The 21,089-nt window shown below is 57.7% G+C and carries 25 protein-coding genes; 7 read left to right on the top strand and 18 right to left on the bottom strand.

All coding sequences use genetic code 11. From position 1 onward, the window contains the following. Positions 1–241: 241 nt before the first annotated feature. Complete coding sequence (locus JAO29_RS22620; RefSeq protein WP_334270551.1) at positions 242–817, bottom strand: DUF1440 domain-containing protein; 576 nt, start codon at positions 815–817, stop codon at positions 242–244. 104 nt (positions 818–921) lie between these two features. On the opposite strand from JAO29_RS22620, the gene JAO29_RS22625 reads away from it, so the two are divergent. Further along, on the top strand, positions 922–1,218 hold the full coding sequence (locus tag JAO29_RS22625; RefSeq protein WP_334270552.1) for a putative quinol monooxygenase: 297 nt from the start codon (positions 922–924) through the stop codon (positions 1,216–1,218). A 42-nt stretch (positions 1,219–1,260) separates the two neighbouring features. Here JAO29_RS22625 and JAO29_RS22630 read toward each other — a convergent pair whose 3' ends face one another. Next, positions 1,261–2,433: a dipeptidase gene (locus JAO29_RS22630; protein WP_334270553.1), complete on the bottom strand. Its 1,173-nt coding sequence runs from the start codon at positions 2,431–2,433 to the stop codon at positions 1,261–1,263. Positions 2,434–2,655: 222 nt separating this feature from the next. Here JAO29_RS22630 and JAO29_RS22635 point away from each other — a divergent pair, with 222 nt between their 5' ends. Continuing rightward, on the top strand, positions 2,656–2,856 hold the full coding sequence (locus JAO29_RS22635; RefSeq protein WP_334270554.1) for a hypothetical protein: 201 nt from the start codon (positions 2,656–2,658) through the stop codon (positions 2,854–2,856). A 61-nt stretch (positions 2,857–2,917) separates the two neighbouring features. Here the strand turns inward: JAO29_RS22635 and JAO29_RS22640 are convergent, their stop codons facing one another. The 12 genes from JAO29_RS22640 to JAO29_RS22695 form a co-directional block, all read right to left on the bottom strand. Then, complete coding sequence (locus tag JAO29_RS22640; protein WP_334270555.1) at positions 2,918–3,313, bottom strand: GlcG/HbpS family heme-binding protein; 396 nt, start codon at positions 3,311–3,313, stop codon at positions 2,918–2,920. 126 nt (positions 3,314–3,439) lie between these two features. Continuing rightward, the gene (gene sdhB / locus JAO29_RS22645; protein WP_334270556.1) at positions 3,440–4,186 is read right to left on the bottom strand and encodes a succinate dehydrogenase iron-sulfur subunit; all 747 of its coding nucleotides are present in this window, start codon (positions 4,184–4,186) and stop codon (positions 3,440–3,442) included. Between the two features lie 11 nt (positions 4,187–4,197). Continuing rightward, the gene (locus tag JAO29_RS22650; RefSeq protein ID WP_334270557.1) at positions 4,198–5,193 is read right to left on the bottom strand and encodes an acyltransferase family protein; all 996 of its coding nucleotides are present in this window, start codon (positions 5,191–5,193) and stop codon (positions 4,198–4,200) included. A 145-nt stretch (positions 5,194–5,338) separates the two neighbouring features. Next, positions 5,339–5,539 (bottom strand): hypothetical protein, encoded by a 201-nt coding sequence (locus tag JAO29_RS22655; RefSeq protein WP_334270558.1) that lies wholly within the window; start codon positions 5,537–5,539, stop codon positions 5,339–5,341. Positions 5,540–5,756: 217 nt separating this feature from the next. After that, positions 5,757–7,535 carry a succinate dehydrogenase flavoprotein subunit gene (sdhA, locus tag JAO29_RS22660; RefSeq protein ID WP_334270559.1) on the bottom strand — a complete coding sequence of 593 codons (1,779 nt, stop codon included), beginning with the start codon at positions 7,533–7,535 and terminating at the stop codon, positions 5,757–5,759. 20 nt (positions 7,536–7,555) lie between these two features. After that, entirely contained in the window at positions 7,556–8,362 is an 807-nt protein-coding gene (locus JAO29_RS22665) for a succinate dehydrogenase (RefSeq protein WP_334270560.1), read from the bottom strand. Between the two features lie 149 nt (positions 8,363–8,511). Beyond that, positions 8,512–9,165, bottom strand: a complete 654-nt coding sequence (locus tag JAO29_RS22670) for a non-canonical purine NTP pyrophosphatase (protein WP_334270561.1) — start codon at positions 9,163–9,165, stop codon at positions 8,512–8,514. A 15-nt stretch (positions 9,166–9,180) separates the two neighbouring features. Then, complete coding sequence (locus tag JAO29_RS22675) at positions 9,181–10,608, bottom strand: hypothetical protein (RefSeq protein ID WP_334270562.1); 1,428 nt, start codon at positions 10,606–10,608, stop codon at positions 9,181–9,183. A gap of 97 nt (positions 10,609–10,705) precedes the next feature. After that, positions 10,706–11,068, bottom strand: a complete 363-nt coding sequence (locus JAO29_RS22680) for a hypothetical protein (protein WP_334270563.1) — start codon at positions 11,066–11,068, stop codon at positions 10,706–10,708. Positions 11,069–11,135: 67 nt separating this feature from the next. Next, positions 11,136–11,606 (bottom strand): flagellar export chaperone FliS, encoded by a 471-nt coding sequence (fliS, locus tag JAO29_RS22685; protein WP_334270564.1) that lies wholly within the window; start codon positions 11,604–11,606, stop codon positions 11,136–11,138. An 11-nt stretch (positions 11,607–11,617) separates the two neighbouring features. Next, on the bottom strand, positions 11,618–12,982 hold the full coding sequence (fliD, locus tag JAO29_RS22690) for a flagellar filament capping protein FliD (protein ID WP_334270565.1): 1,365 nt from the start codon (positions 12,980–12,982) through the stop codon (positions 11,618–11,620). A gap of 182 nt (positions 12,983–13,164) precedes the next feature. Continuing rightward, positions 13,165–14,016 (bottom strand): flagellin, encoded by an 852-nt coding sequence (locus JAO29_RS22695; protein WP_334270566.1) that lies wholly within the window; start codon positions 14,014–14,016, stop codon positions 13,165–13,167. A gap of 238 nt (positions 14,017–14,254) precedes the next feature. Between JAO29_RS22695 and JAO29_RS22700 the strand changes: the two genes are divergently transcribed. From JAO29_RS22700 to JAO29_RS22710, 3 genes are read left to right on the top strand one after another with little or no spacing between them, the layout of a single operon-like run. Continuing rightward, positions 14,255–14,527, top strand: coding sequence for a flagellar FlbD family protein (locus JAO29_RS22700; protein ID WP_334270567.1), 273 nt, complete (start codon positions 14,255–14,257; stop codon positions 14,525–14,527). Between the two features lie 35 nt (positions 14,528–14,562). Next, a complete protein-coding gene (locus JAO29_RS22705; RefSeq protein ID WP_334270568.1) occupies positions 14,563–15,342 on the top strand; it encodes a flagellar motor protein in 780 nt (259 codons plus the stop codon). Continuing rightward, positions 15,339–16,091, top strand: coding sequence for a flagellar motor protein MotB (locus JAO29_RS22710; protein ID WP_334270569.1), 753 nt, complete (start codon positions 15,339–15,341; stop codon positions 16,089–16,091). Before JAO29_RS22705 ends, JAO29_RS22710 begins: the two co-directional genes overlap by 4 nt. On the opposite strand, the gene JAO29_RS22715 is transcribed toward JAO29_RS22710, so the two are convergent. Next, positions 16,057–16,488 (bottom strand): secondary thiamine-phosphate synthase enzyme YjbQ, encoded by a 432-nt coding sequence (locus JAO29_RS22715; RefSeq protein WP_334270570.1) that lies wholly within the window; start codon positions 16,486–16,488, stop codon positions 16,057–16,059. The genes JAO29_RS22710 and JAO29_RS22715 overlap by 35 nt on opposite strands. Before the next feature lie 199 nt (positions 16,489–16,687). Here JAO29_RS22715 and JAO29_RS22720 point away from each other — a divergent pair, with 199 nt between their 5' ends. Both JAO29_RS22720 and recO read left to right on the top strand, forming a co-directional pair. Next, the gene (locus tag JAO29_RS22720; protein WP_334270571.1) at positions 16,688–16,948 is read left to right on the top strand and encodes a 4Fe-4S dicluster domain-containing protein; all 261 of its coding nucleotides are present in this window, start codon (positions 16,688–16,690) and stop codon (positions 16,946–16,948) included. A gap of 75 nt (positions 16,949–17,023) precedes the next feature. Further along, on the top strand, positions 17,024–17,761 hold the full coding sequence (recO, locus tag JAO29_RS22725; RefSeq protein ID WP_334270572.1) for a DNA repair protein RecO: 738 nt from the start codon (positions 17,024–17,026) through the stop codon (positions 17,759–17,761). A gap of 5 nt (positions 17,762–17,766) precedes the next feature. Here recO and JAO29_RS22730 read toward each other — a convergent pair whose 3' ends face one another. The 3 genes from JAO29_RS22730 to glmU form a co-directional block, all read right to left on the bottom strand. After that, positions 17,767–18,048 (bottom strand): 4a-hydroxytetrahydrobiopterin dehydratase, encoded by a 282-nt coding sequence (locus JAO29_RS22730; protein ID WP_334270573.1) that lies wholly within the window; start codon positions 18,046–18,048, stop codon positions 17,767–17,769. A gap of 91 nt (positions 18,049–18,139) precedes the next feature. Beyond that, the gene (locus JAO29_RS22735; protein WP_334270574.1) at positions 18,140–19,219 is read right to left on the bottom strand and encodes an HD domain-containing phosphohydrolase; all 1,080 of its coding nucleotides are present in this window, start codon (positions 19,217–19,219) and stop codon (positions 18,140–18,142) included. 246 nt (positions 19,220–19,465) lie between these two features. Then, positions 19,466–20,884 (bottom strand): bifunctional UDP-N-acetylglucosamine diphosphorylase/glucosamine-1-phosphate N-acetyltransferase GlmU, encoded by a 1,419-nt coding sequence (gene glmU, locus JAO29_RS22740; protein ID WP_334270575.1) that lies wholly within the window; start codon positions 20,882–20,884, stop codon positions 19,466–19,468. Positions 20,885–21,089 lie beyond the last annotated feature (205 nt).

The following is a 21,089-nucleotide window of genomic DNA, read 5'->3' on the forward strand; positions in this document are numbered from 1 at the left end:
GCTTCGCCTGACTCGTCGTACTCGGAGCATCAGGCAAAGCATCCGTAGAAGGGGTCTGCGGAGACGGAGATGGGGACGACTGGGTGGGGGCCGCGGGCAAACTCGTTGGCGACTGAGACTGTGCCGAGGCCAAACTCCCGCCGAATGCCAGGACAAGTGCAAGAAGACGAAGCGTCATGCGTAACTAGTACTCCATAAAACAGGCTATCGCAGACGCTTCCGCGGGGCAATCGCGCAACTCTTACATAAAGCGTCGCAGAAGGCTCCGGACTAGTTCTAGCGAACCCCCATACACTACGTGAGCCACCCAATGCTGAAGGTGATCTGTTGCAGGAGTCTCTGTCGGTGGCGGAGAGAGTTGGAAGGCTGGAACCGCAACCTCGTCGGCTGCAAGAAATAGAAGCGTTCCGTATGCCGTTCCTCCTCCGGTTGTTACCTCTGGGATCAGTTCGGCGCTGACGCCATAAACTGCTCCCATCAGAGTTCCGAATGCGTAATGGACAGCCTGTCCGGCCTTCTTCTTATCTTCTCGCTGTAGATCTTTTCCTGCTGCCGTCGCGACCTTCCGTGCAACTTTCTCGGTGGATCCCTCCTGCTGGGCCGCCGTTTGCTCCTTCTGTTGCTGATCGCGTTCGATTTCTTCTTCCGATTCATGCTGCGCCATCCGCAGCTGTTTCTCGGTTGCTTTTTGTCCTGCCGAACTTAGTTTCTGAAACTGGTCCATGATGAGCGTGGCGGCGATGCCAGCGGCAATCCCCGTGACGACGCCTCGAAATACATTGGGCTGCTGTCTTCTTCCGAACCATCTCGTGACCAAGTCGCACCTCGATCTATGAATACTTACACCTGTGTGATGCCAAATCCCCAAACGGGTGTGACCTCAGAGGGAGCGGTGCATCCAACAGGCAAAGGAGATCTGCGATGCCAAAGCTTGCACTCTACGTACCGCTCAAGGCAAGGCCCGGAAAAGAGACGGAATTGAGGGATTTTTTGAAGCAGGGAGCGCAGATGGCGGCTCAGGAGCCGGGTACGTCTACCTGGTATGCTCTTGACGAAGGAGATGGCCGCTTCAGCATCTTCGATACATTCGAAGACGAGAGTGGCCGTGACGCCCACTTGAGCGGTCCTATCGCAAAAGCGTTGATGGCCAAAGCCGACGAACTATTGGCCGATCCACCGCAGATCCACAAGATCTCAGTGCTTGCTACCAAGGGGTAAGGAGGAGTAGCCTCACGGCGCCTCGGGACAGACTGCGAATTCCTATCTCGGGGCTACAACTGGAGGTTTCTCCTGCGCAGCTTGTACAGCCTGAAAGACGCGCAGCAGGTTTCCTGCCAGAACTTTGTGCATATCCTCCGCCGTGTAGCCTCGCGCCATAAGAGCCTTCGTGATCTTTGGAAGATCTGCAGCCGAGTCGATGCCTTCCGGTGGTACGGGAATTCCGTCAAAATCGGTTCCGATCCCGACATGGTCTATCCCGGCAACCTTGATGACGTGGTCAAAGTGATCGATGAGCGAATTGAACGGCGCACGACCAATCTTGTCCGCGAACTCCCGGTCGATACGGTCTGAGGCCGCGTAGGGAACAGGCAGTCCCTTGGCTTTGTACTCGGCTTCCAAAGCATCCTGAGCCTTCTGTCGCTCGGGTTTCTGCGCATTCCACGCTTGACGCCACTGTTCGTCGATGAAGGCAGGGAAGAAGTTCACCATGACGACACCGTTGTTCTTTGCGACTGCACGCAGCATGTCATCCGTCATATTGCGTTGTGCATTGGTGAGCGCACGTGCCGAAGAATGAGAGGCGATGACAGGAGCTTTCGTCGTCTCCATCACGTCCCAGAACGTCTTGTCTGAGACGTGCGAAATGTCCACCAGCATACCGAGGCGATTCATCTCCGCGACGACCTGCTTCCCGAAGGGTGTCAACCCATTGTGGTGTTTGACCGTGGGATCATCGATATCGCCGGATGAATCGGCCCAATCGTTCGTGTTCGACCAGGTGAGTGTCATGTAGCGCACGCCAAGGCGGTAATAGTCACGGAGCAGACCCAACGAATCCTCGATCGAGTGTCCCCCCTCGATACCCATCAGGACCGCGAATTTACCCTGCTTATGAGCAGCCACAATCTGTTCGGCTGAAACGCAGAAGGCGAGCTTATCTGGAGCCCGGCGCACCTGTTCCAGAGTGCCGTCGATCAATTCCATTGTGCGCCGAGCCGACGCATTCGCAGGATATTGGCTGGGATCAACCCAGATGGAGAAGAACTGCGCGTCGAGGTTACCCTTCTTCGCACTCTCGTAGTTCAGCATGCCGCCATCGAGCGGATCCGTAAAATTCCAGTGTTCATCCACGAAGCGCTGTGGTGTATCAGCATGAGTGTCGATGACAATCGATGAGTTGTGAACAGCAAGAGGATCCTGGGATGAGCTCATTTTCTCCTTGTGTGGCCGGCTGGCTGCTTGAGCATGGGAAAAAGGCCCGGCACTTAGAAAAAGACCGCAGACCGACAGCGCCATAACACGCGTAAGCTTCTGCTTATCATTGTTTTGAGTGGGAAGACCGATTCGCATGGGTATGAGCGATTGTAGCAACAACTACGCAAGGCAACCGCACCGGGAGATACCGCCATCTGTTAAATCAAGTGAGGTGGAAACATGGCACAAGGACTGAACTCGACCAAGACAGGAGAACGGCCTTCGCACGAAGCACTCGAGCAAAACGCCGGCGCAACCGAGGTCGGAAAAACAGCCCAGCAACAGGCGGATGACGAGGCGATGCAGAGTGCAAAGCGCGCCCAGAATCGTATCCACAGTAATGAAAATCAGACACCCGGAAACACGATCTTCACGAAATAGATAATCTTTCAAAACGCTGCAGGATCGGAAGGGCTCTTCGAAGGAAGAGCCCTTTCTGTTCTCAAAACGCTGCGACACCCGCTTCTGCAACGGCCTGATCCTGCTTGCCGTCTCCTCCACTTACTCCGACCGCACCGACAACCTTGCCGTTCTTTGTAAGCGGAATACCTCCCGCGAAGATCATCACCTTACCGTTGTTCGACACATGAATCCCAAAGAACTGGTCGCCTGACTGAGAGTTTGAAGCTAAATCCTTCGTCGAGATATCAAAGGCGCGTGAAGTCCACGCCTTCTTGATCGCGATGTCGATGGAACCGAGCCATGCATTGGGCATACGCTCGAAAGCGAGAAGGTTTCCTCCCTCATCTACAACTGCGACATTCATCGGTTGACCAATCTCGTCTGCCTTCTTTTGAGCAGCAGCAATGATCTTCCGCGCATCTTCAAGCTGAATCATGGAACTCTCCTTTTGCTTCATAATGGCACAGCTTCCGCTGCTCGAGATGCAGCAGGATAATCCGAAGAGGCTCAGAAAACTGGAAGGCGAACGCAAGGTGCGTCCGCCTGGTAAATCACAACTCGCCTATCGTGTGAAAAGATCCTTGACCTGCTGGACAAAGACGTCGCGGCCCATGTCACTGATCGCTTCGGTGAGTGGCAGCTCTTTGGGACAGGCCTGAACACAATTTTGTGCGAAGCTGCACTCCTGGACTCCTCCATCGCCGGCCAGTGCGCGCAACCGGTCCTCTGCAAGCACGGCTCCGGATGGATCGATGTTGAAGAGTTTAGCCTGCGCGATAGTCGCGGCCCCCACGAAGTTCGTCACATCGTTGAACTGCGGGCAGACCTCCATGCAGCAGCAGCAGGAGATGCAGTTCGATAGGGGGTAACGCTGCTCCTGAACCTGGGGGAACTGCCGTGGCCCGGCACCCAGGTCGTAGGTCCCGTCGATCGGTACCCAGGCCTTGACCTTCTTCAGATTCTCAAACAGAACAGAACGGTCGACGGCCAGGTCACGCACCACCGGGAACTTGGAAAGAGGTGCCAGCGTGATTGGTTGCTCCAGCTTGTCCACCAGCGCCGAGCAGGCCATCCGCGCCTTACCATTGATGAGCATCGCGCAGGAGCCGCAGATCTCCTCCAGGCAGTTGGAGTCGTAGGTAATCGGGGTCGTACTCTTACCGGTCACGTCGACGGGATTGAGCGCAATCTCGCCAAGTAATGAAGTGATATTCATGCCCGGGCGGTAAGGAATCTCAAACTTCTCCGTGACGGCTGCGGCTTCGGGGCTGGCTTGGCGCTTGATCTCGACTTTGATTGTGCTTGGCATGGTCAATTTCCTTAACTTGGGGTAACGGCGGGATACCTGTTCTTGATTCGCCGTGAATGGGCAAGTGCGAGAGATGGCTTTTCGACGACAAACCACGAGAAGGTTGCCGCAAGGGCAATGGAGATCACGGTCAGGGCCATCGCTGCCCAGGGGTGGTCGCGATAGAGTCCTGCTGCTACAAACAGCTGGATTACAGGCCAGTGCAGGACGTAGGTGCCGTATGAGAAGTCTCCCCATCGCGTCGGACCCTTAACGGTCGGAGCAAGCAGAGAGACGCTCAATGTGAGCGTCGCTACGGCCGCCGGCCGAAGAACGAACCACCCTGTAGCGAGGTGAGCCGCGTAGAGGATCACTGCTGCGAACGTAATCCACTTTCCGTTGGTCTCGAAAAACCGAACATGATAGTGAATGAGCGCGCCGATCATAAAGAACGAAAGCTGACCGGGGAGCTGAAGCGCATACGTATTATGGTCAGCCATCAAAACTCTGTAGAGGATGGAAAGTGCAAACAATGACCACAAGACTGCATCTCGATTGATTCTCCTGGAGAGCCAGACGATCACCGGGACAAGGATGTAGAACATGATTTCGATCTTGATCGTCCACAAGGCGCCGTTCATAGCGGTCATGGGGTTCGATGCGAAGACTCCGGGAATGTCCCCTCCAAGAAAGTTGGCGAAGGTCAGATTGGCAAAGAGAAACCGGGCGATATGGAAGCTTCCGTAGGAAAAAGCGATAAACAGACAAACAGCGGTGGAGAGCCAGTAACCCGGAAGGATACGGGCAGCGCGCTTGATGTAGTAATCCTTCAGGGAAGAGGAGCGTTCATAACTCGCAAAGATGAGGAAACCCGAGATCGCGAAGAATCCTTCAACCGCCAGATGCCCGCTGAAATATCGCGGCAGATTTGCAAACAACGGATTTCCGCTGAGATATCCGATGTGAAAGAAAACCACGAGGAAAGCCAGCGAAAGCCTGACGATATCGAAGTTATTCTCGCGGCTCATAAGCCACCCATCTGGCCATGAGCCTTGAGAGAGGAACCTCCCGGTATCGATGCTAAATAATTCGCATGAGCGTGGTCGAAGGAGCCTGTTCCAGGACAGACAGGCATTTCCCTCAGCTCAAAAGAAGAGTCGATGTGGCCACTTCCTAGGAGATGCGTCCAGTCTTGCCGGCCTGTTCGTTCTCCAGCGTCACAAGAGAGATCCCTTCTTCCGTTCCAGTGAGATGTCTGCCTGATGACTCGATCTCGTGAATTCTCTTCTTGACGCGACGGTTGTACAGGAAGATATAGGCCCATATCGCGACAAAGATTACGGGAAGTACCAGGAAGACAAAGTAATTGGACATTAGCTCCGTCATGACCCGTTAGACGCTGGCAACGAGTTGTAAGGCTACCTGTCCGCATACTCTTTGGGTTCTTCTCTCCATCTCCAGGTATCGACACAAGGCGATCGTCGATACCATCACTCACTTGCGAACTCCGAAACCGTGGAGATCTCTCGTCTCCACTATCTCTGTGCGGCGAATGCCTGCAACCGTGTATTCAGTAGCAGACATTCAATTCCTATGCTGTAGCGTCATAGCGACGGGGACGCGGCTTGATGTGGCTGATGTCCACTGCCTCAAACTCGAACTTGGGAGCATCATTGACGAAGCTCGCCTTCGTCGTTTTGAGGAACTTCTCGTCATTCCGCTCCGGGAAATCTGGCTTATAGTGTGCGCCGCGGGATTCGTCCCGCATCCTCGCGCCCTGCACGATTACCCTGGCCAGCTCCAGCATGTTGTAGAGCTGCCTGGCGAAGGCGAAGCTGGTGTTGGCCCACTGACTCTTATCCGACAGATTGATGTTCCGGTAGCGCTTCTGCAACTCCACGATCTTTGCATCCGCTTCGTCCAGACCGGCGTTGTACCGGATGATCGTTGCGTGCTTGGTCATCGTTTCACCCAACTCACGCCAGATCTTGAACGGGTTCTCGGTACCTGGATTGTTGAGGAGGATATTGTTGTATTCCTTCTGGCGTTGTAGCTCAGCTGCGTGGCCGCCATCGCCTTCTGCTGACGCGAGCGACTTGGCATAGAGGATCGCCTGAGGTCCGGCCACAAATCCGCCGTAGATGCAGGAGAGCAGGGAATTCGCCCCCAGCCGGTTGGCTCCATGAATCGAGTAATCGGCCTCGCCCGCGGCGAAGACTCCGGGAATGTTTGTCTGCTGGTTGAAGTCGACCCAGAGCCCGCCCATGGTGTAGTGCATACCTGGGAAGATCTTCATGGGGACTTTGCGCGGATCGTCTCCGACGAACTTCTCGTAGATCTCGAGGATGCCTTCCAGCTTATGCTGCCGCTCCGGCGGCAGATGGGATACGTCGAGATAGACCATGGGCTGGCCGTCGATGCCCATACCGTGCTCGTAGACCACCTTGAAGATCGCGCGCGTAGCTACGTCGCGTGGAACAAGGTTGCCGTACTTCGGATACCACTCCTCGAGGAAGTACCAGCGATCCGCTTCGGGGATAGACTGCGATGCACGCTTGTCGTTCTTGTCCTTCGGAACCCAGACGCGGCCACCTTCGCCACGCGCCGACTCCGACATCAGGCGCAGCTTGTCTTCGCCCGGAATTGCAGTGGGATGTACCTGGATGAACTCGCCATTCGCATAATAGGCTCCCTGTTGATAGAGGGCCGATTGTGCGGAACCGGTGCAAACTACTGAATTCGTTGACTTACCGAAGATAGCTCCGTTGCCTCCCGTGCAGATGATGATTGCATCCGCCGGGAAGGTACGCATCTCCATCGTGCGCAGGTCCATTGCCGAGATGCCACGGCAGGCACCCTTGGAATCCAGCACGGCCGAGAGAAACTCCCAGCCCTCGTACTTCTTGACCTTTCCTTCTGACTCGTATCGCCGAACCTGCTCGTCAAGAGCGTAAAGGAGCTGCTGTCCGGTCGTAGCTCCGGCGAACGCCGTGCGATGGAACAGTGTTCCGCCGAACCGGCGGAAATCCAGCAGACCTTCCGGGGTTCGGTTGAAGGGAACACCCATCCGATCCAGCAGGTCAATGATTGCTGGACCCTGTTCGCACATCTGCTTCACCGGTGTCTGGTTCGCAAGAAAGTCGCCACCGTAGATTGTGTCGTCAAAGTGCGCCCACGTGCTGTCGCCTTCGCCCTTCAGGTTCTTGGCCGAGTTGATGCCACCCTGTGCACAGACCGAATGAGACCGTTTGACCGGAACAATCGAGAAGAGGTCGACATTGCCGCCCGCCTCGGCGATCTTGATGACGGCGGCGAGACCGGCGAGACCGCCGCCTACGACGATGATTCTGGGAGTTGCTGCTGCTGCCATGTCGTTTTACGTGACCTTTCCTAGCGTTGCAGGCTGGATGGCTCGGGATTCGTCGAACCGGGGACAGGATTGTCGGGAGCTGGCATCGTTACTCCAGGGGGCTGCGAAGGCATAACATCCGCTGGAGCGTTGGCGTACTTCGGTCCGACGAATGCCCAGATACTGATCAGGCCCATCAGGCAAAGTCCAGCTCCAGCAGCAGCGCAGACGTATCCGAAGCGTTTACGGGCCTTATCGCCCGGAGTGATGCCCCACTTCGCCGCGAACAGCCAGATCCCATAAGCGAAGTGCCACGTGGTCGCGATCATTGCGATGACATAAATGGCGAGCATCCACGGATTTTGAAGTTCGACCTGAACCTTGTGGAACGCCGCTCCCGGATGCTCCGGTAGCATGACCCCGCTAAATCGCTGTCTCCAGACATGTTGCGCGATGTAAGCCAGGGCGATCAACCCGGTGAGCCGCTGGGTCAGATACATATAGTTACCGGCCCAGGGATAGACATTCACATTGCTGCGTCCACGCAGCCAGATAAACACACCGTAGCCGGCATGATAGGCCAAGGGGATAAAGATGAACGCCCACTCCAGCAGGCGGACTAAAGGCAGACTGTTCAGAAACTTGACCTGCTGCGCGTAGGCAAGGGGACCATTGATCGCCTCGAAGTTCGAGATGATGTGCTCAACCAGAAATGCCCCGATCGGAACAATGCCTGTCAGCGAGTGGAGCCTGCGCCAGAAGAAGGAGTGCCCTTCGCCAGCACGGAGCGGTTGCACGCCGCGCAGGGGCGGAGTGGCAGGTGGGGCTGGCGGTGCGGCGGTTGCCATGGCAAAACTCCTTGTAGATCTGTTGGGAGTGCTGCTGCGCTTGGATTTCTGCAGCAGGCTGATTATTCCGCTCCGCTGATACCAGCGTCAAGAAATCAGGGCCATTTGGTGCGATTATCGGTGGACTTGTGCGATTAAGTGAACATTCGTCATTTGGCGTTGAAGTACCCGCTCCTGGCCAGCTTCTGCAGCAGGGCTGAGAGGGCACGGCCGCGATGGCTGAAGGAGAGCTTTTGAGCCGTCTCCAGCTCCGCCATCGTCTTGCCCGGCCCCGGGAGAAAGAACAGGGGATCGTACCCAAATCCTGAGCTTCCGTGAGGAGAGGTCAGGATCACGCCTTCCACACTTCCATCTGCCGTCTGGATAATCTCACCATCCCGCGCCGCAGCCAGCACGCAGTGGTAACGTCCTGTTCGGTGCTCTTGGGGCACACTCTCAAGAGATTCCAACAGATATCGATTGTTCCGCTCATCCACAGCCATGTCCTCCGTCGCGGCAAAGCCTGCGTCTTCTGCATAGCGGGCAGATCGGACTCCCGGTGCTCCCTCCAGTGCGTCTACTTCCAGTCCGGAATCGTCAGCGATCACGGTCGCCCCCGGGGCGCGAAGTGAGTAGTAGATAGCCTTCGAGCATGCATTGCCCTGGAACGTAGGCTCGTCCTCCGGCGGTGCGGGAATCGCAGCGAGACCGGGAAGAGGCTCAAGCCGAATGTCCATCCCCGCGACTTCTGCTGCTGCGGCAGCGAAGTCGCGGAGCTTGCCAGGATTTGAGGTCGCAACAAAGAGAATCATCTCTCTATTCAAGCATCATCTCCTTCTTCATCGTGCAATCCTGAACCTCACGAACGCGGCTACTCCCCAGGGATGCTCCCCGTAGGTCGCATGGAGCGCATCTGGAGTGGTGTAGGTCGTAAACTGTGCTCCCGGCGCCGCGGTCACATGCCGGCTCAGGCGAAAATCCCGGTCATATCCAAAGCTGTAAGCCTGCACATGCCCGATCGGGTGTTCTTCAAAGCCCTCCGGCAGGGCCTTGCCCGGCTGCAGAAGCAGCTCGCTCGTCCTCCCTGCGTTTTCCATGCGGGTCCACACGTAGTTCTTTCCGCCGAACTTCAACAGGGACTCCGCGAGGTAGCTGTTGATCTTGTGCTCGTCATGGCCCGTCGTAATCGAACGTGTGCGCCCCCACACCAGGGTGTTCGACCAGTTGCCTTTCATCAGGCCATTAGCATTGCGCTCTCCAAAAGGACGGTTGTACATGATGGATGCGGTCTGCCGGAGTTGGTCCTCGTGGGGATAGAGCGCCTCCGGACTGGCAATACGCGCGATGGAGTACTGTCCCGTCCAGTTGGGACGTGGGGACACCGTCAGGCGTGTGGAGTAGCTATCGATGGCAAGTCCGTTCGACGAGGGCTGAAACTGCCAGCGTCCTTCTGCAGGTTCACCGCCGTGAAAGCCTGACCCTTCCACTCGGAACCAGCGCCACGTCGCAGCCGCCGTCAGGACGTTGTAAGCGATATGCGTGGAGTCTTCCTGATGATGCCCCAGTGCCGCCAGAGGATCTTCGGACGCGGACATCCGATGCGGATAGGCCGATGGGCCGATGGCAGGATCTCCGATCGGAGCCGCATAGAAGCTCAGAAGGCTGTGCTCGCCCAGGCGAACGTCGTAGAGCGCGGCTACTTCCATAAAGAAATTGTGAGGATGCTGACCGTCGATGATGGGGGTGCCAAAGGCGGTCTCCCCCTGCTGAAAGAGCAGAGGATACTGGCGGTCGGTGATCGTAGCGGGTTCGAGCGAAAACATTGCGCGCAAGGTAAGCTGGCCCGGCCCCAACTTCCTCATAGCCATTGGCATGATCCAGTTTGTGGAAAACAGCTTGTCTCCACCCCTGCGCCCTTCAGGCGTCTGTGCTGCCTCCTGCTGGAGCTCGGTGACGAATGCTTCTCCATGCAGCATCCACATCCAGTCGCCGTGATGGCCCATCATCATGTACATCGGGGTTGAGGCTGGTTCGACCGTCGTCCCGGAAGACAGGTGATTTAGCTGTGCCTCAATCAGGTTCGTCGGCTGCGTCATTCCCGGCATCTTTGGCATGGACGCCATCTTCTGGCTATGGTCCATTCCCGCCATCGATGAGTGGTCCCGCATCGCGGGCGCGGAGATTGCCTGCTGCGCCATGGCCAGATTTGAAGTCGAATAGAAAGCTGCAAAGAGCAAGGCAAAGCTTGCGGATCTACTGCGGTTCACGAATCTCTTCTCCTGAAAGGTAAACAAGAACGTCAGCCTTCCGCACGCGTAGCTTGGCATGCAGAAAGGCGAGCGAATCTCTAGAGCAGAGTCAGGATCAGATTCGAAGAGCGATGAGGGGCGGCAGTTGCGCAGAGACGGGCTTCAACCTCTCATGAGTAGCGGCATGAGAGACAATTGCTGGAATGACTCCGGTCGACGGCAGAAAAGCGAGTGTGATCAGATGTGCCTCAACCACGGAATTGAACGCCGCCGGCTGGTGATGCAGTGTGCAGCATGAGTTGGAGGCAGTGGTGTCGACCGGTTCATGACGCGGGCAGCAGGCATGCTCCTGTGCTCCCATGCGATGCATCCCCATCGTGTGAGGGCTTGGCGACGCTGGAGTCAGGCACACTGCCGAGCTGACCATGAAGGCCAGAAGACAGAGCACAGCAACGAAACTGGAAAGCGTATGCCTCATCCTGTATCTGCTAGGACGGACCAGAGTTCGGATCGTTACACCAGCAGGTACAGTTTATCAGTGCGACCTATGCGGACCAGCGTGAAGCGCGCTGGTCAGTCGCGACAACAGGCGGTGGCACGGACGCGGGGAACAGCTCCTCCCTGGTGCGTAGCTCCCGCGGCAGGACACGGTTCGCGTCAGGATTTTTGGCAGCGACGGCCCACGCATCGCGGACGTTTCGTACCGAAGAGATGACCTCCTGAAACTGCTCGATGGACTCATAGTGCGAGGCTTCCAGAACCAGCGTGAACATCGCAGCATAGAAGTTGGATAACGACTCGGCTGTACTTCCTCCCAGGTCGGGACGCAGCCTCGCCTGCAGGTACATCAGGATATCCAGCGCCCGGCTCACAGCGATACGCCGCCCGCTGACGTCCTTCTCCTCAACGCAGTAGATCGCTTTGTAAAGAAAGCGGATCATGCCGTCATAGAGGGCGAGAACCAACTCCACCCCGGTGGCGCCCATCAGGGTCTGCTGCTGATAGTTCTGTTCCATTCTTGCTCCCCTTACTGACCCGTGTTGTAGCCGGTAATGGCGCTATAGAGCTGGTTGACCTGGTTCAACTGGTCCGGCAGCGATTGCAGGATCTGATTGGCGGCGTTCAGCTGTTCTGTGAGCCTGGATTTGTCATCGGCAATGCGCTGCTCCTGATTACTGATGTTGTCGTTCAGGGTGCTTTCCTGGGCCGAGTTCTGCTTGAGCGCCAGGTAGATGGCGCCGCTGGTGGAGCTTGAGCTCAGACCGTTCAACACGGAAGTGAAGTTGCTTCCAAAGCTGTTAGCGTTCTGCAGAAAGCCTTGTATATCGCTGAAGTTCGAGTTCAGCGCGCTGTCCAGCATTCCCCCGTCAATCGTGAGGTGGCCTGTCTGGTCCACCGTGATGCCAAGCTGTGACAGGCTCTTGATGGAGCCGCTGGCTGCACCGGAGAGCAGGCCCTGGGTCAACTGATTCTGAAGCAGCGCGACCGTGGGATCGCCGTAGAGCGGCTCCGGTTTTCCGCTGGAATCCTTACCCTCCTGGGTCTTGATGTCATCCGCGACCGCGTTGTAGGCGGTGACGAAGTTGCCAAAGGCCTGTTCGATGGAAGTATTGTCGTTGGTGATCTGTACCTGCACTGGAACGTTCGCATTAGCGGAGACCGCCAGAATCTGGAACGTGACGCCCGGGATCAAGCCGGTCACCGTGTTCGAAGCGCTGGTCGTATCCAGGCCATCGACGTTCAGGCTCGCATCCTTACCCTGCATGCCCTGTTGAAACGCAATCGCGGTGCTCGTGGTGTCGTCGTTCAGGGATGCGCTCAGGCTGATCTCACCGGCTGCTCCGCTGGTCCTGCTGACCAGCGACAGGCGCGATCCCGTGGTGTCGGTCACGACCGAAGCTGCCACTCCCATGGAGGCGCCGTTGATGGAGGCCGCCAGCTGCGACAGTGTCGAGCCGGTTACGTTCAAGCTCTGGCTCTGCCCACCGATGGTCACCGTCAGGGAACCGGTCAGAGTATCGGCAGCATTGGTGATCTTGTCGGAGTACTGCGAGGAGGTCTGGGCGAGGCTGTTGACCACAATCGTGTGACTTCCGGCCACGGCCAGGTTGCTCGCTGAGGTGAGCTCGACGACGTTGGTATCGGAGCTCGCACCCTGCTTGGCGGCGAAGATGCCGCTGAAATCGGTCAGCGCCTGCATCGCCGTTGACAGGCTCGCAAGGTCGGTTCCCATCTTGCTCAGGGCCGTGTCCTGGGCCTGGAGGTTGGAAAGCTGGCTCTTCCATGGATCCTCGACCGCCTGTTCGGCCGCAAGGATCTGGCTGACGGTGGAGGCGACATCGAACCCCTGACCGCTGTTGATCGGACCGAAATTGATTCCAACCGTTCCCATCGTGTTCTCCTTTGAGCACCGGCTGCGCAACCGGCGGGTGCAATTGAGTGGCCTTAAGCACCGTCAAAAGCATTAGAAGGAGCTAACCTCCAAAACGCGTTTTGGTGGTTAGCGCTAGGTCGCGAGATGCCAGGGCAGGCAGGCGACCGATGCCGCCTGCCTGCCTTGGATTTTCAACAGGTTTACTGGAGCAGCTTCAGAACGTCCTGCTGGACGGCATTGGCCTGGGAGAGCGCAGCAATACCGGTCTGGTCGAGTACCTTGTACTTGGCCATATCGCTGGTCGCCTGGCCATAGTTCGTTGCGCGGATGTTGTTCTCTGCCGAGGACAGGTTGACCGACTGCGTGTTCGCGACGTTCGCGGCTGCGTTCAGCTGGTTGATGTTGGCGCCGATCGTGCCGCGCTGATATGCGACGTCCTGAACGGCAGAGGTAAGCGTGGTCAGGATGCCGCCCGCGGTGGTGGCGTCCAGGGTAGCGCTCGCCGTGAGGTCAGCGCCTGCGCCGCCGCCCGAGGTGGTTCCGACGCTGGCGGTGGTGAGGGTGCCGACTGTCTCTGCGAAGGTGCTTGCGCCCGACGAGGTTCCGTCGCTCACAAATACATTGACGGCAGTTGCGGTGAAGACGGCATTGCCGTTGTAGTTGGTCGTGGATCCGATGTTGCCGATTTCGGTCAGGATGTTCTGATACTCCTGGTCCGCCGAACTGACCTGGCTGGTGTTCAGAGTGCCGTTGGCTGCCTCGGTAGCCAGCGTGACGGCGCGGTTGAGCAGGTTCGTGACCTGGGCCAAAGCTCCGTCGGCGGTCTGCAGCATGCCAACGCCTGCGGAAGCATTCTGTGACGACTGGGTGAGGGCAGCGACGTTCGCATGAAGACCATCGGCCAGGGCCAGGCCTGCCGCGTCGTCGGCGCCGCTGTTGATGCGCGAACCGGAGGAGAGCTGCGTCAGAGTGTTCTGCAGGCTCATCTGGGTCTGGTTGAGGTTGTTCTGCGAGTAGATTGCTGAGATGTTGTTCAAGACACCCAAGGACATTGGGGAACGCTCCTGTTGACACTCGATTTGAGTTACCGCATTGCCTGTCCACGGGTGTCCCGGACGATCTTTCTATCCGGCTACCTTACGAAAGGCCTTGCGTTCTCCCACCTCATCGGCGCCGGGTCGGGCGACTTGAGGGGATTCTTTGCTGGCGAGAAAAGCCGTCGTTACCGTCGGTTGACATCTATTGTGTTTGCCGATGCGGGCCGATGAGAGAGCAGAGAGGAAGTGCCCCATGATCGAACTGACTCGCCTCAACGGCAGTCGTTTCAGTATTAACTGCGACCTCATCAAATATGCGGACTCAGCTCCGGACACGGTGCTCACGCTGGTCACCGGCGAGAAGCTGGTGGTTCTGGAGCCGCGGAATGAGGTGATGCGCAAGACGATGGAGTTCCGTGGGTCGGTCCTGCGTTCCGCGTGGCCGGATGCCGAGGCTGCCCTCGGAGGGAAGCGCGCACGGGATCTCCAGGAGACTGCCGCTGAATCGGAAAGATCCACGAGCTGAACCAGACAGATCCCTTTCAGGAAGAGGATGTTTTTATGGATATCGCCAGCATTGGTGGCATCGTCGTCGCGATACTCGGCATTCTGGCCGGCATGATGATCGAAGGCGGAAATATCGGCCAGATTACACAGCCGACGGCGGCCCTGATCGTCATCGGCGGAACGATGGGTGCTGTCATGTTGCAGTTCCCGCTCAACACCTTCCTGGCCGCACTCAAGCAGATGATGAAGATCTTCGTCTCCAACGGGGCGAACAGCGAAGCGGTGCTGAAGCAGCTCGTTCAGTTTGCCAACAAGGCGCGCAAGAGCGGAATCGTATCCCTCGATCAGGACCTCGGCTCCATTGAAGACCCGTTCTTCCGCCAGGCGCTGATGCTGGCGATCGATGGGACAGAACCGAATGAGGTCCGAAAGATCATGCAGATGGAGCTCGACAATAAGTCCGAGATGGAAGAGAAGATCCCCCAGGTGTTCGAGGCTGCAGGCGGTTACTCACCTACCGTCGGGATTATCGGCGCGGTGCTTGGGCTGATCCAGGTCATGCAGCATCTGGACAACATCAGTGAGGTCGGCCGAGGGATTGCTGTCGCCTTTGTCGCGACCATCTATGGTGTCGCGTTGGCAAACCTCGTCTTTCTCCCGGTGGCGGGCAAACTGAAGATTCGGCATCGTGAAGAGCAGATGGCGAAGGAGATGATTCTCGAAGGCGTGATCTCCATCCTGGAAGGGATGAATCCGCGCATGATGGAGACCAAGCTCAGAACCTTCCTCGCGGAGGGGAACGCGATCGAAAGCACTGCGGAGGCGGCAGCGTGAGCCGAAAGAAGAAGCACGAGCATGTAAACCATGAGCGATGGTTGGTCTCCTACGCCGACTTCATTACGCTGCTCTTTGCCTTCTTTGTCGTTCTATTTGCCTCCAGCCAGTCAGACAAGAAGAAGCAGATGGCGGTGGCTGCAGCCATGCAGACGGCATTCACGCCGATGGGGAGCTTCGAGGAGCACGCAAAGACGCCGCCGTTAGACCCGGCGCCCAGCAGCTCCATGGTGATCCGTCCGGCGGCTCTGGCGATGCCATTTCCTCAGGCCGGGCAGCTGACCCCTGAGCAGGAGATGAAAGCCCGGATCGCAAAGCTGATGCAGAACGCAGGGAAGAGACTGCCGCCGGGGAGCGTGACGACGCGCATGACGTCCGACGGATTGGCTATCTCATTGCACGAGATCGGCTTTTTCCCGTCCGGGTCAGCGGCGATCCGCAGCGAGGCGATTCCGATTCTCACGGCGCTCGCAGAGTCGATTCCTGACGTTCCCCTCAGGGTGGAGGGACATACGGACAATATCCCGATCCACACGTCACAGTTCCAGTCGAACTGGGAGCTGTCGACGGCGCGTGCCAGCGCCATCGCCCGCCTTCTGCTCGAACGCGGTTCCATGCACCCCAACAACATGGCGGCGGCAGGATATGCGGAGTTTCACCCTATCGCCTCGAACGCCAGCGAGCAGGGACGCAGCCAGAACCGGAGGGTCGATATTATTCTTTTGCGAGACCGAGCAGCTTCACGATGACGCGCTTCGGCCGCTGGCCGTCGAACTCCGCGTAGAAGATTCTCTGCCAGGTTCCGAGATCGAGCCGCCCTTTGGTGACGGGCAGTGTTGTCTCGTGATGCAACAAAAGGGCTTTCAGATGAGCATCGGCGTTATCTTCGCCGGTCTGGTGGTGCTTGTACCCGGGCCAGCGGGGTGCGAGCTTCTCGAGCCACGCGCCGATATCCTCGATCAGCCCGTCCTCGTTGTCGTTGACGTAGATGGCTGCGGTGATGTGCATGGGAGAGACGAAGCAAAGCCCGTCGTCGATGCCGCTGCGCCGGACAATCTCCTCCACCTGTGGCGTGATGTGAACCATCTCGTAGCGCTGGTCCGTATTGAGAACGAGGTACTCTGTATGGGCTTTGGTCTGGGGCATCCGATTTCCACTCCGGCAGTTGATATTTTCCTAGAGCAGCATAATGGGATGCAGATCGGGTGGGACAACCAAAATCGGTCCTCATTGGTCCTATATGGATACGGATTTCTCTTGATGGACCAGGCTGTTCTTGCTGCTAAAATCAAGCAAACGCCCACAACTGAAATATTCAGACGCGGCAAAGGGAGAGATTAGAGAGATGGCTTATGTGATTGCGGAACCTTGCATCGGGACCAAGGATACGGCCTGTGTGGATGCTTGCCCGGTCGATTGTATCCACCCGAAGAAGGATGAGACGGGCCACGCCGATACGGAACAGCTTTTCATCGATCCGGTCGAGTGCATCGACTGTGGTGCGTGTGTTCCTGTTTGTCCGGTCTCGGCAATCTACGCTGGTGATGATCTGCCAGAGAAGTGGGCCGACTTCCAGCAGAAGGCTGCTGACCACTACGGACGCTAAACTTCCCCCCGAATGCGCGGGGCAAACGCGTGGCTTTGAGCCACGCGTTTTTCATTTCCCTGGAACGAGATAAGAATGGCGCAACGGCAGAGTGAAGCAATCGTGCTGCGGAGCTGGCCGTTCGAAGAGGCTGATCTTCTGGTCAGTCTGCTGACGCGGGAGCAGGGGCGAATCAAAGGCGTAGCGCGACACGCCCTGCGCTCAAGAAGGCGATTTGGCGGCGCACTGGAGCCCATGAGCTGCGTACGAGCCACCTACGCCGAAAAGCCCAGGCAGGATCTGGTACGCCTGGATGCATTCGAAATTCTCTGGTCTCCTCTCTCTGACCCGGTCGACTATGGGCGCGCCGCGGCTCTGGAATTTGTTGCCGAGGTTCTCGAAGAGGCTCTGCCGGAACAGGCTCCTGAGGACGCGGTCTTTCGCCTCGCAGTAGCCACGGCTACGGAGATGCAGGTAGGTCGCATCTGGTTACCGGTTATGTATTTCGCGCTGTGGATGATCCGGCTGATGGGATGGATGCCGGCGCTCGGGCATTGCGTCATCTGTGGGGTAGCGCTGCAGGGCCAGCGGGTCTGGTTTGGCGAGACCGCGGATGGGGTAACCTGCGAGGACGACCGCCGAGGCAACGCATCTTCGTTGTCTCCTGAATCTGTCGCGGAGGCGCAAAGGATATTTCGATCGGCGGTGGGAGATCTGGCGAAAGAAGATTGGCCGAAGCCCCGCGCAGCCGATCTGCGGCAGTTCGCCGTGACGATGCTTGAGAGGCATCTTGAGCGCAGATTGCGCAGCGCAAGAGCCCTGGAGCGCGTGTAGCGCCTTCAGGCAAGCTCGCGGCTGAGGCGAGAGGCCATCTTGGCGTCGCGATTGGTGATTCCACCAGCATCATGCGAGATCAGGCCGAGCCTGACCTTGTTGTAACGGATGTCGATATCAGGGTGATGTCCTGCTGTCTCCGCAAGTTCTGCCACACGATTTACGAAGCCCATCGCCTGCACGAAGTCTTTGAAGTTCCAGTCGCGGACAAGTTTGCCGGATTCGAGCCGCCAGTCGGGATGTTCTTTCAACAGGACGTCCAGCTCGGATTGCTTGAGAACTGTCATTGCCACCCTCCTCGGGCAGGAAGTTGTTGTCTGCATGCTAGAGCGGCAGAGGGAAGGGAGGCAACCCGCGGAGGTTTTGAATCCGAGGAAGCTAGAGAGTAGTTAGAGCGTCGAAGCCCGGTTGCTCGGTGCGCTCCCTCATCGTCATCCAGTGCTCGTCTGGGATCCGGAGATAGACGTCGACGATGGAAGGATCGAACTGTGCTCCTGAGCAACGGACGATCTCCGCTCGAGCCGTCTCGAAAGAGGTGCCCTTGCGGTACGGGCGATCCGAGGTCATCGCATCGAGCGTATCGGCGATCGCGAAGATCCGCGCTCCGATAGGGATCTGGTTGCCCTTGAGGCCACGTGGATAGCCGGAACCGTCGAATCGCTCCTGGTGGGCATAGACAATTTCGGCAGCGTCGCAAAGGAAGGGAATCTTCCGCAACATCTCGTAGCCGCGCTGGCAGTGTTCGCGCATGATAGCGACCTCGCCTTCGTCGAGACGACCGGGCTTGAGCAGAATTGCATCGGGGGTCGCGATCTTGCCGATGTCGTGGAGGAAGGCTCCTCGAGCAATCGTGCGCAGTTCCTCCGGACCTACGCCGAAGTGGCGGGCGAGTTCGATCGTGTAAGCGGTGACGCGTTTCGAGTGGCCCTCGGTCTCCTGATCGCGCAGGTCGAGAGCGTCGCCCATTGCACCGATGGTGATGTCGTAGCTGCGCTCGAGGTCCTGCATGATCGCGCGCAGACGACTCGTGCGTGTCGAAATGACCTCTTCCAGATGCTGCCGGTAGGCGATGTTCTGACGGAGATGCCGACGGTGCTCAGCGGCTCGCGCGACGACGCTTTCCAGTTGGCGTCGCTCGAAGGGTTTGATGAGGTAGTCAAAGGCGCCGCGACGGAAGGCATTGGTCGCTACGTGAATATCACGGACCGCGGAAAACATGATGACCGGAAGGTCAGGGTGATCCGTCGAGATGCGGTCGAGCAGTGCCAGGCCATCGGTTCCGGGCATCATGATGTCGGAGAGCACGAGAGCGTAGTTCGGATCCTGGCCGAGCAACTCGATCGCTTCTTTGGCCCCTGACGCCGTTACAGGTAGGTAGCCGCCGCGCTCCAGCAGAGTGGCAACGATGCCGCGGACAGGCTCTTCATCGTCGACGACCAGGATTTTTTCCTGCAGCATCCGTTCTGGGACTCCCTCGCTGTTACCCCTCTTCCAGGTATCGGCAAAATCTTTCAGGGCTTTATCACGATATTTTACGATGGATGGGAGGATTTCCGGTTACAACGGAAGAGGCAGAGACGAACCGGGAACAACATCCTGTACCTGCTCAGGCACGCGCTCAGGTGCAGCTAATTACATTTGGGGTACTCCAATGTCGTCTATCAGACATTGCCGGCCTCGACTCGCACATGGGACACTATGTGCTCAAAGGATCTCTTTCGCCGCCTTTTTTCTCGCCACCCAGTCTGGCTTGATGATCTGTCGCGCGCGTCCCAGGGCCAGAGATCCTGTGGGAACGTCGTCGGTGATGCAGCTTCCAGCAGCGATGTACGAGCCTGACTCGATGGTCAGCGGAGCGACAAGGGTGGAGTCGGAACCCACAAAAACATTGTCCCCGATCGTGGTCTGGTGTTTGTGTACGCCGTCGTAGTTGCAGGTGATAGCTCCCGCGCCTACGTTGACGCCCGATCCGATGACCGCGTCGCCAAGATAGTTGAGATGGTTCGCTTTGGATCCCGCACCCAGCGTGACTTTTTTCGTTTCGACGAAGTTTCCGATATGCGCGCCGGCGCCGATGTGGCTCTCCGGACGAAGGTGTGCATAAGGACCAAGCACCGCAGAGTCGGCGATTGTGGCTGAGTCCATGATGCATCCATTGCGCACGGTCACGTTATCGCCAAGAACACTGTCCTGGATTACGGAATACGAGCGGATGCGGCAGTCAGAGCCGATTCTTGTTGCACCCAGAAGCTGGACGTATGGCTCGATCACCGTGTCTGGGCCCGCTTCCACCTCGCTGTCGATCACCGTTGTCTCGGGGCGAAAGATCGTAACTCCTGAGGCCATCAGACGGCGTGCCGTGGCAAGCCGCATGGCGGCATCGAGGTGCATCATCTCCGCGATGGTGTTGGCGCCGAGAACCTCGTCGATGTTGTCAGCCTTCACCGCCACCACCCGCTGATTGTCTGCCACAAGCATGGCCGCCACGTCTGTCAGGTAGAACTCTCCGTGGGCATTGTTTGTATCGAGAAGATCCAGCTTCTCGAAGAGGGCAAAGGTGCGGAAACAGTAGATGCCGGAGTTGATCTCGGGAGTATCCAGTTGATCGGGCGCGAGGGATTTCTGTTCGACAATCGCAAGGACCTCAGGTGTCTGAGCGCCGGGATCGACGCGAATCACGCGACCGTATCCGGTGGGGTCGGAGGGGACTGCTGTAAGTATGGTCATCGTCGCCCGCTCGGATTGATGGACCTCACGGATCTTCTCGATAGTCTCTGGCCGGATGAGCGGAACATCGCCGGAGAGAACCAGAAGATTCTCCGGGATCGGTGCACTGGAAAGAGCGAAGGATGCTTTGACCATCTGCAGGGCGTGACCGGTTCCGCGCTGCTCCGTTTGCAGCACAAACTGCACACCGGTGGCTTCGACCGCTGCACGCACCCGGTCGGCCTCGTGGCCGATGATGCAGTAGATGTCCTTCGCGTCGACGACCTGCTTCGCAGCAGCGATGACATGCAGCAGCAGAGCGCGGCCGCCGATCTCGTGCAGAACCTTCGGGCGTTTACTTTTGAGCCGGGTGCCTTTTCCGGCAGCCATGATGGCGATGGCAAATTGTGTGTCCATTTGAGGCTAGTTTCTCACGGTCGCGTACGCGGGTTGTAGTCCTTCGTCGCGCGGGATCCGGTATCCATCGATTCCTATGTACCTCAAACCCGATTCGGGCTGGGGTCCAATCCGAATTTCATGCGCATATAACGCAATACGGCTGATCCCGTACAAAACGGTCGCAACGCGCAGCAAAACGTATACAGCCTCCGTACGTTTGATC

The organism is Edaphobacter sp. HDX4, from assembly GCF_036877565.1.
Taxonomy (GTDB): domain Bacteria; phylum Acidobacteriota; class Terriglobia; order Terriglobales; family Acidobacteriaceae; genus Edaphobacter.

Coding starts and splice junctions, on each gene's coding strand:
- JAO29_RS22720 (WP_334270571.1), top strand. CDS start 16,688: ATGGCTTATGTGATTGCGGAACCTTGCATCGGGACCAAGGATACGGCC.
- JAO29_RS22680 (WP_334270563.1), bottom strand. CDS start 11,068: ATGAGGCATACGCTTTCCAGTTTCGTTGCTGTGCTCTGTCTTCTGGCC.
- JAO29_RS22695 (WP_334270566.1), bottom strand. CDS start 14,016: ATGTCCTTGGGTGTCTTGAACAACATCTCAGCAATCTACTCGCAGAAC.
- JAO29_RS22735 (WP_334270574.1), bottom strand. CDS start 19,219: ATGCTGCAGGAAAAAATCCTGGTCGTCGACGATGAAGAGCCTGTCCGC.
- JAO29_RS22715 (WP_334270570.1), bottom strand. CDS start 16,488: ATGCCCCAGACCAAAGCCCATACAGAGTACCTCGTTCTCAATACGGAC.
- JAO29_RS22655 (WP_334270558.1), bottom strand. CDS start 5,539: ATGTCCAATTACTTTGTCTTCCTGGTACTTCCCGTAATCTTTGTCGCG.
- JAO29_RS22635 (WP_334270554.1), top strand. CDS start 2,656: ATGGCACAAGGACTGAACTCGACCAAGACAGGAGAACGGCCTTCGCAC.
- fliS (WP_334270564.1), bottom strand. CDS start 11,606: ATGGAACAGAACTATCAGCAGCAGACCCTGATGGGCGCCACCGGGGTG.
- sdhA (WP_334270559.1), bottom strand. CDS start 7,535: ATGGCAGCAGCAGCAACTCCCAGAATCATCGTCGTAGGCGGCGGTCTC.
- JAO29_RS22640 (WP_334270555.1), bottom strand. CDS start 3,313: ATGATTCAGCTTGAAGATGCGCGGAAGATCATTGCTGCTGCTCAAAAG.
- glmU (WP_334270575.1), bottom strand. CDS start 20,884: ATGGACACACAATTTGCCATCGCCATCATGGCTGCCGGAAAAGGCACC.
- JAO29_RS22630 (WP_334270553.1), bottom strand. CDS start 2,433: ATGAGCTCATCCCAGGATCCTCTTGCTGTTCACAACTCATCGATTGTC.
- JAO29_RS22705 (WP_334270568.1), top strand. CDS start 14,563: ATGGATATCGCCAGCATTGGTGGCATCGTCGTCGCGATACTCGGCATT.
- JAO29_RS22665 (WP_334270560.1), bottom strand. CDS start 8,362: ATGGCAACCGCCGCACCGCCAGCCCCACCTGCCACTCCGCCCCTGCGC.
- JAO29_RS22730 (WP_334270573.1), bottom strand. CDS start 18,048: ATGACAGTTCTCAAGCAATCCGAGCTGGACGTCCTGTTGAAAGAACAT.
- sdhB (WP_334270556.1), bottom strand. CDS start 4,186: ATGCCAAGCACAATCAAAGTCGAGATCAAGCGCCAAGCCAGCCCCGAA.
- fliD (WP_334270565.1), bottom strand. CDS start 12,982: ATGGGAACGGTTGGAATCAATTTCGGTCCGATCAACAGCGGTCAGGGG.
- JAO29_RS22700 (WP_334270567.1), top strand. CDS start 14,255: ATGATCGAACTGACTCGCCTCAACGGCAGTCGTTTCAGTATTAACTGC.
- JAO29_RS22625 (WP_334270552.1), top strand. CDS start 922: ATGCCAAAGCTTGCACTCTACGTACCGCTCAAGGCAAGGCCCGGAAAA.
- recO (WP_334270572.1), top strand. CDS start 17,024: ATGGCGCAACGGCAGAGTGAAGCAATCGTGCTGCGGAGCTGGCCGTTC.
- JAO29_RS22650 (WP_334270557.1), bottom strand. CDS start 5,193: ATGAGCCGCGAGAATAACTTCGATATCGTCAGGCTTTCGCTGGCTTTC.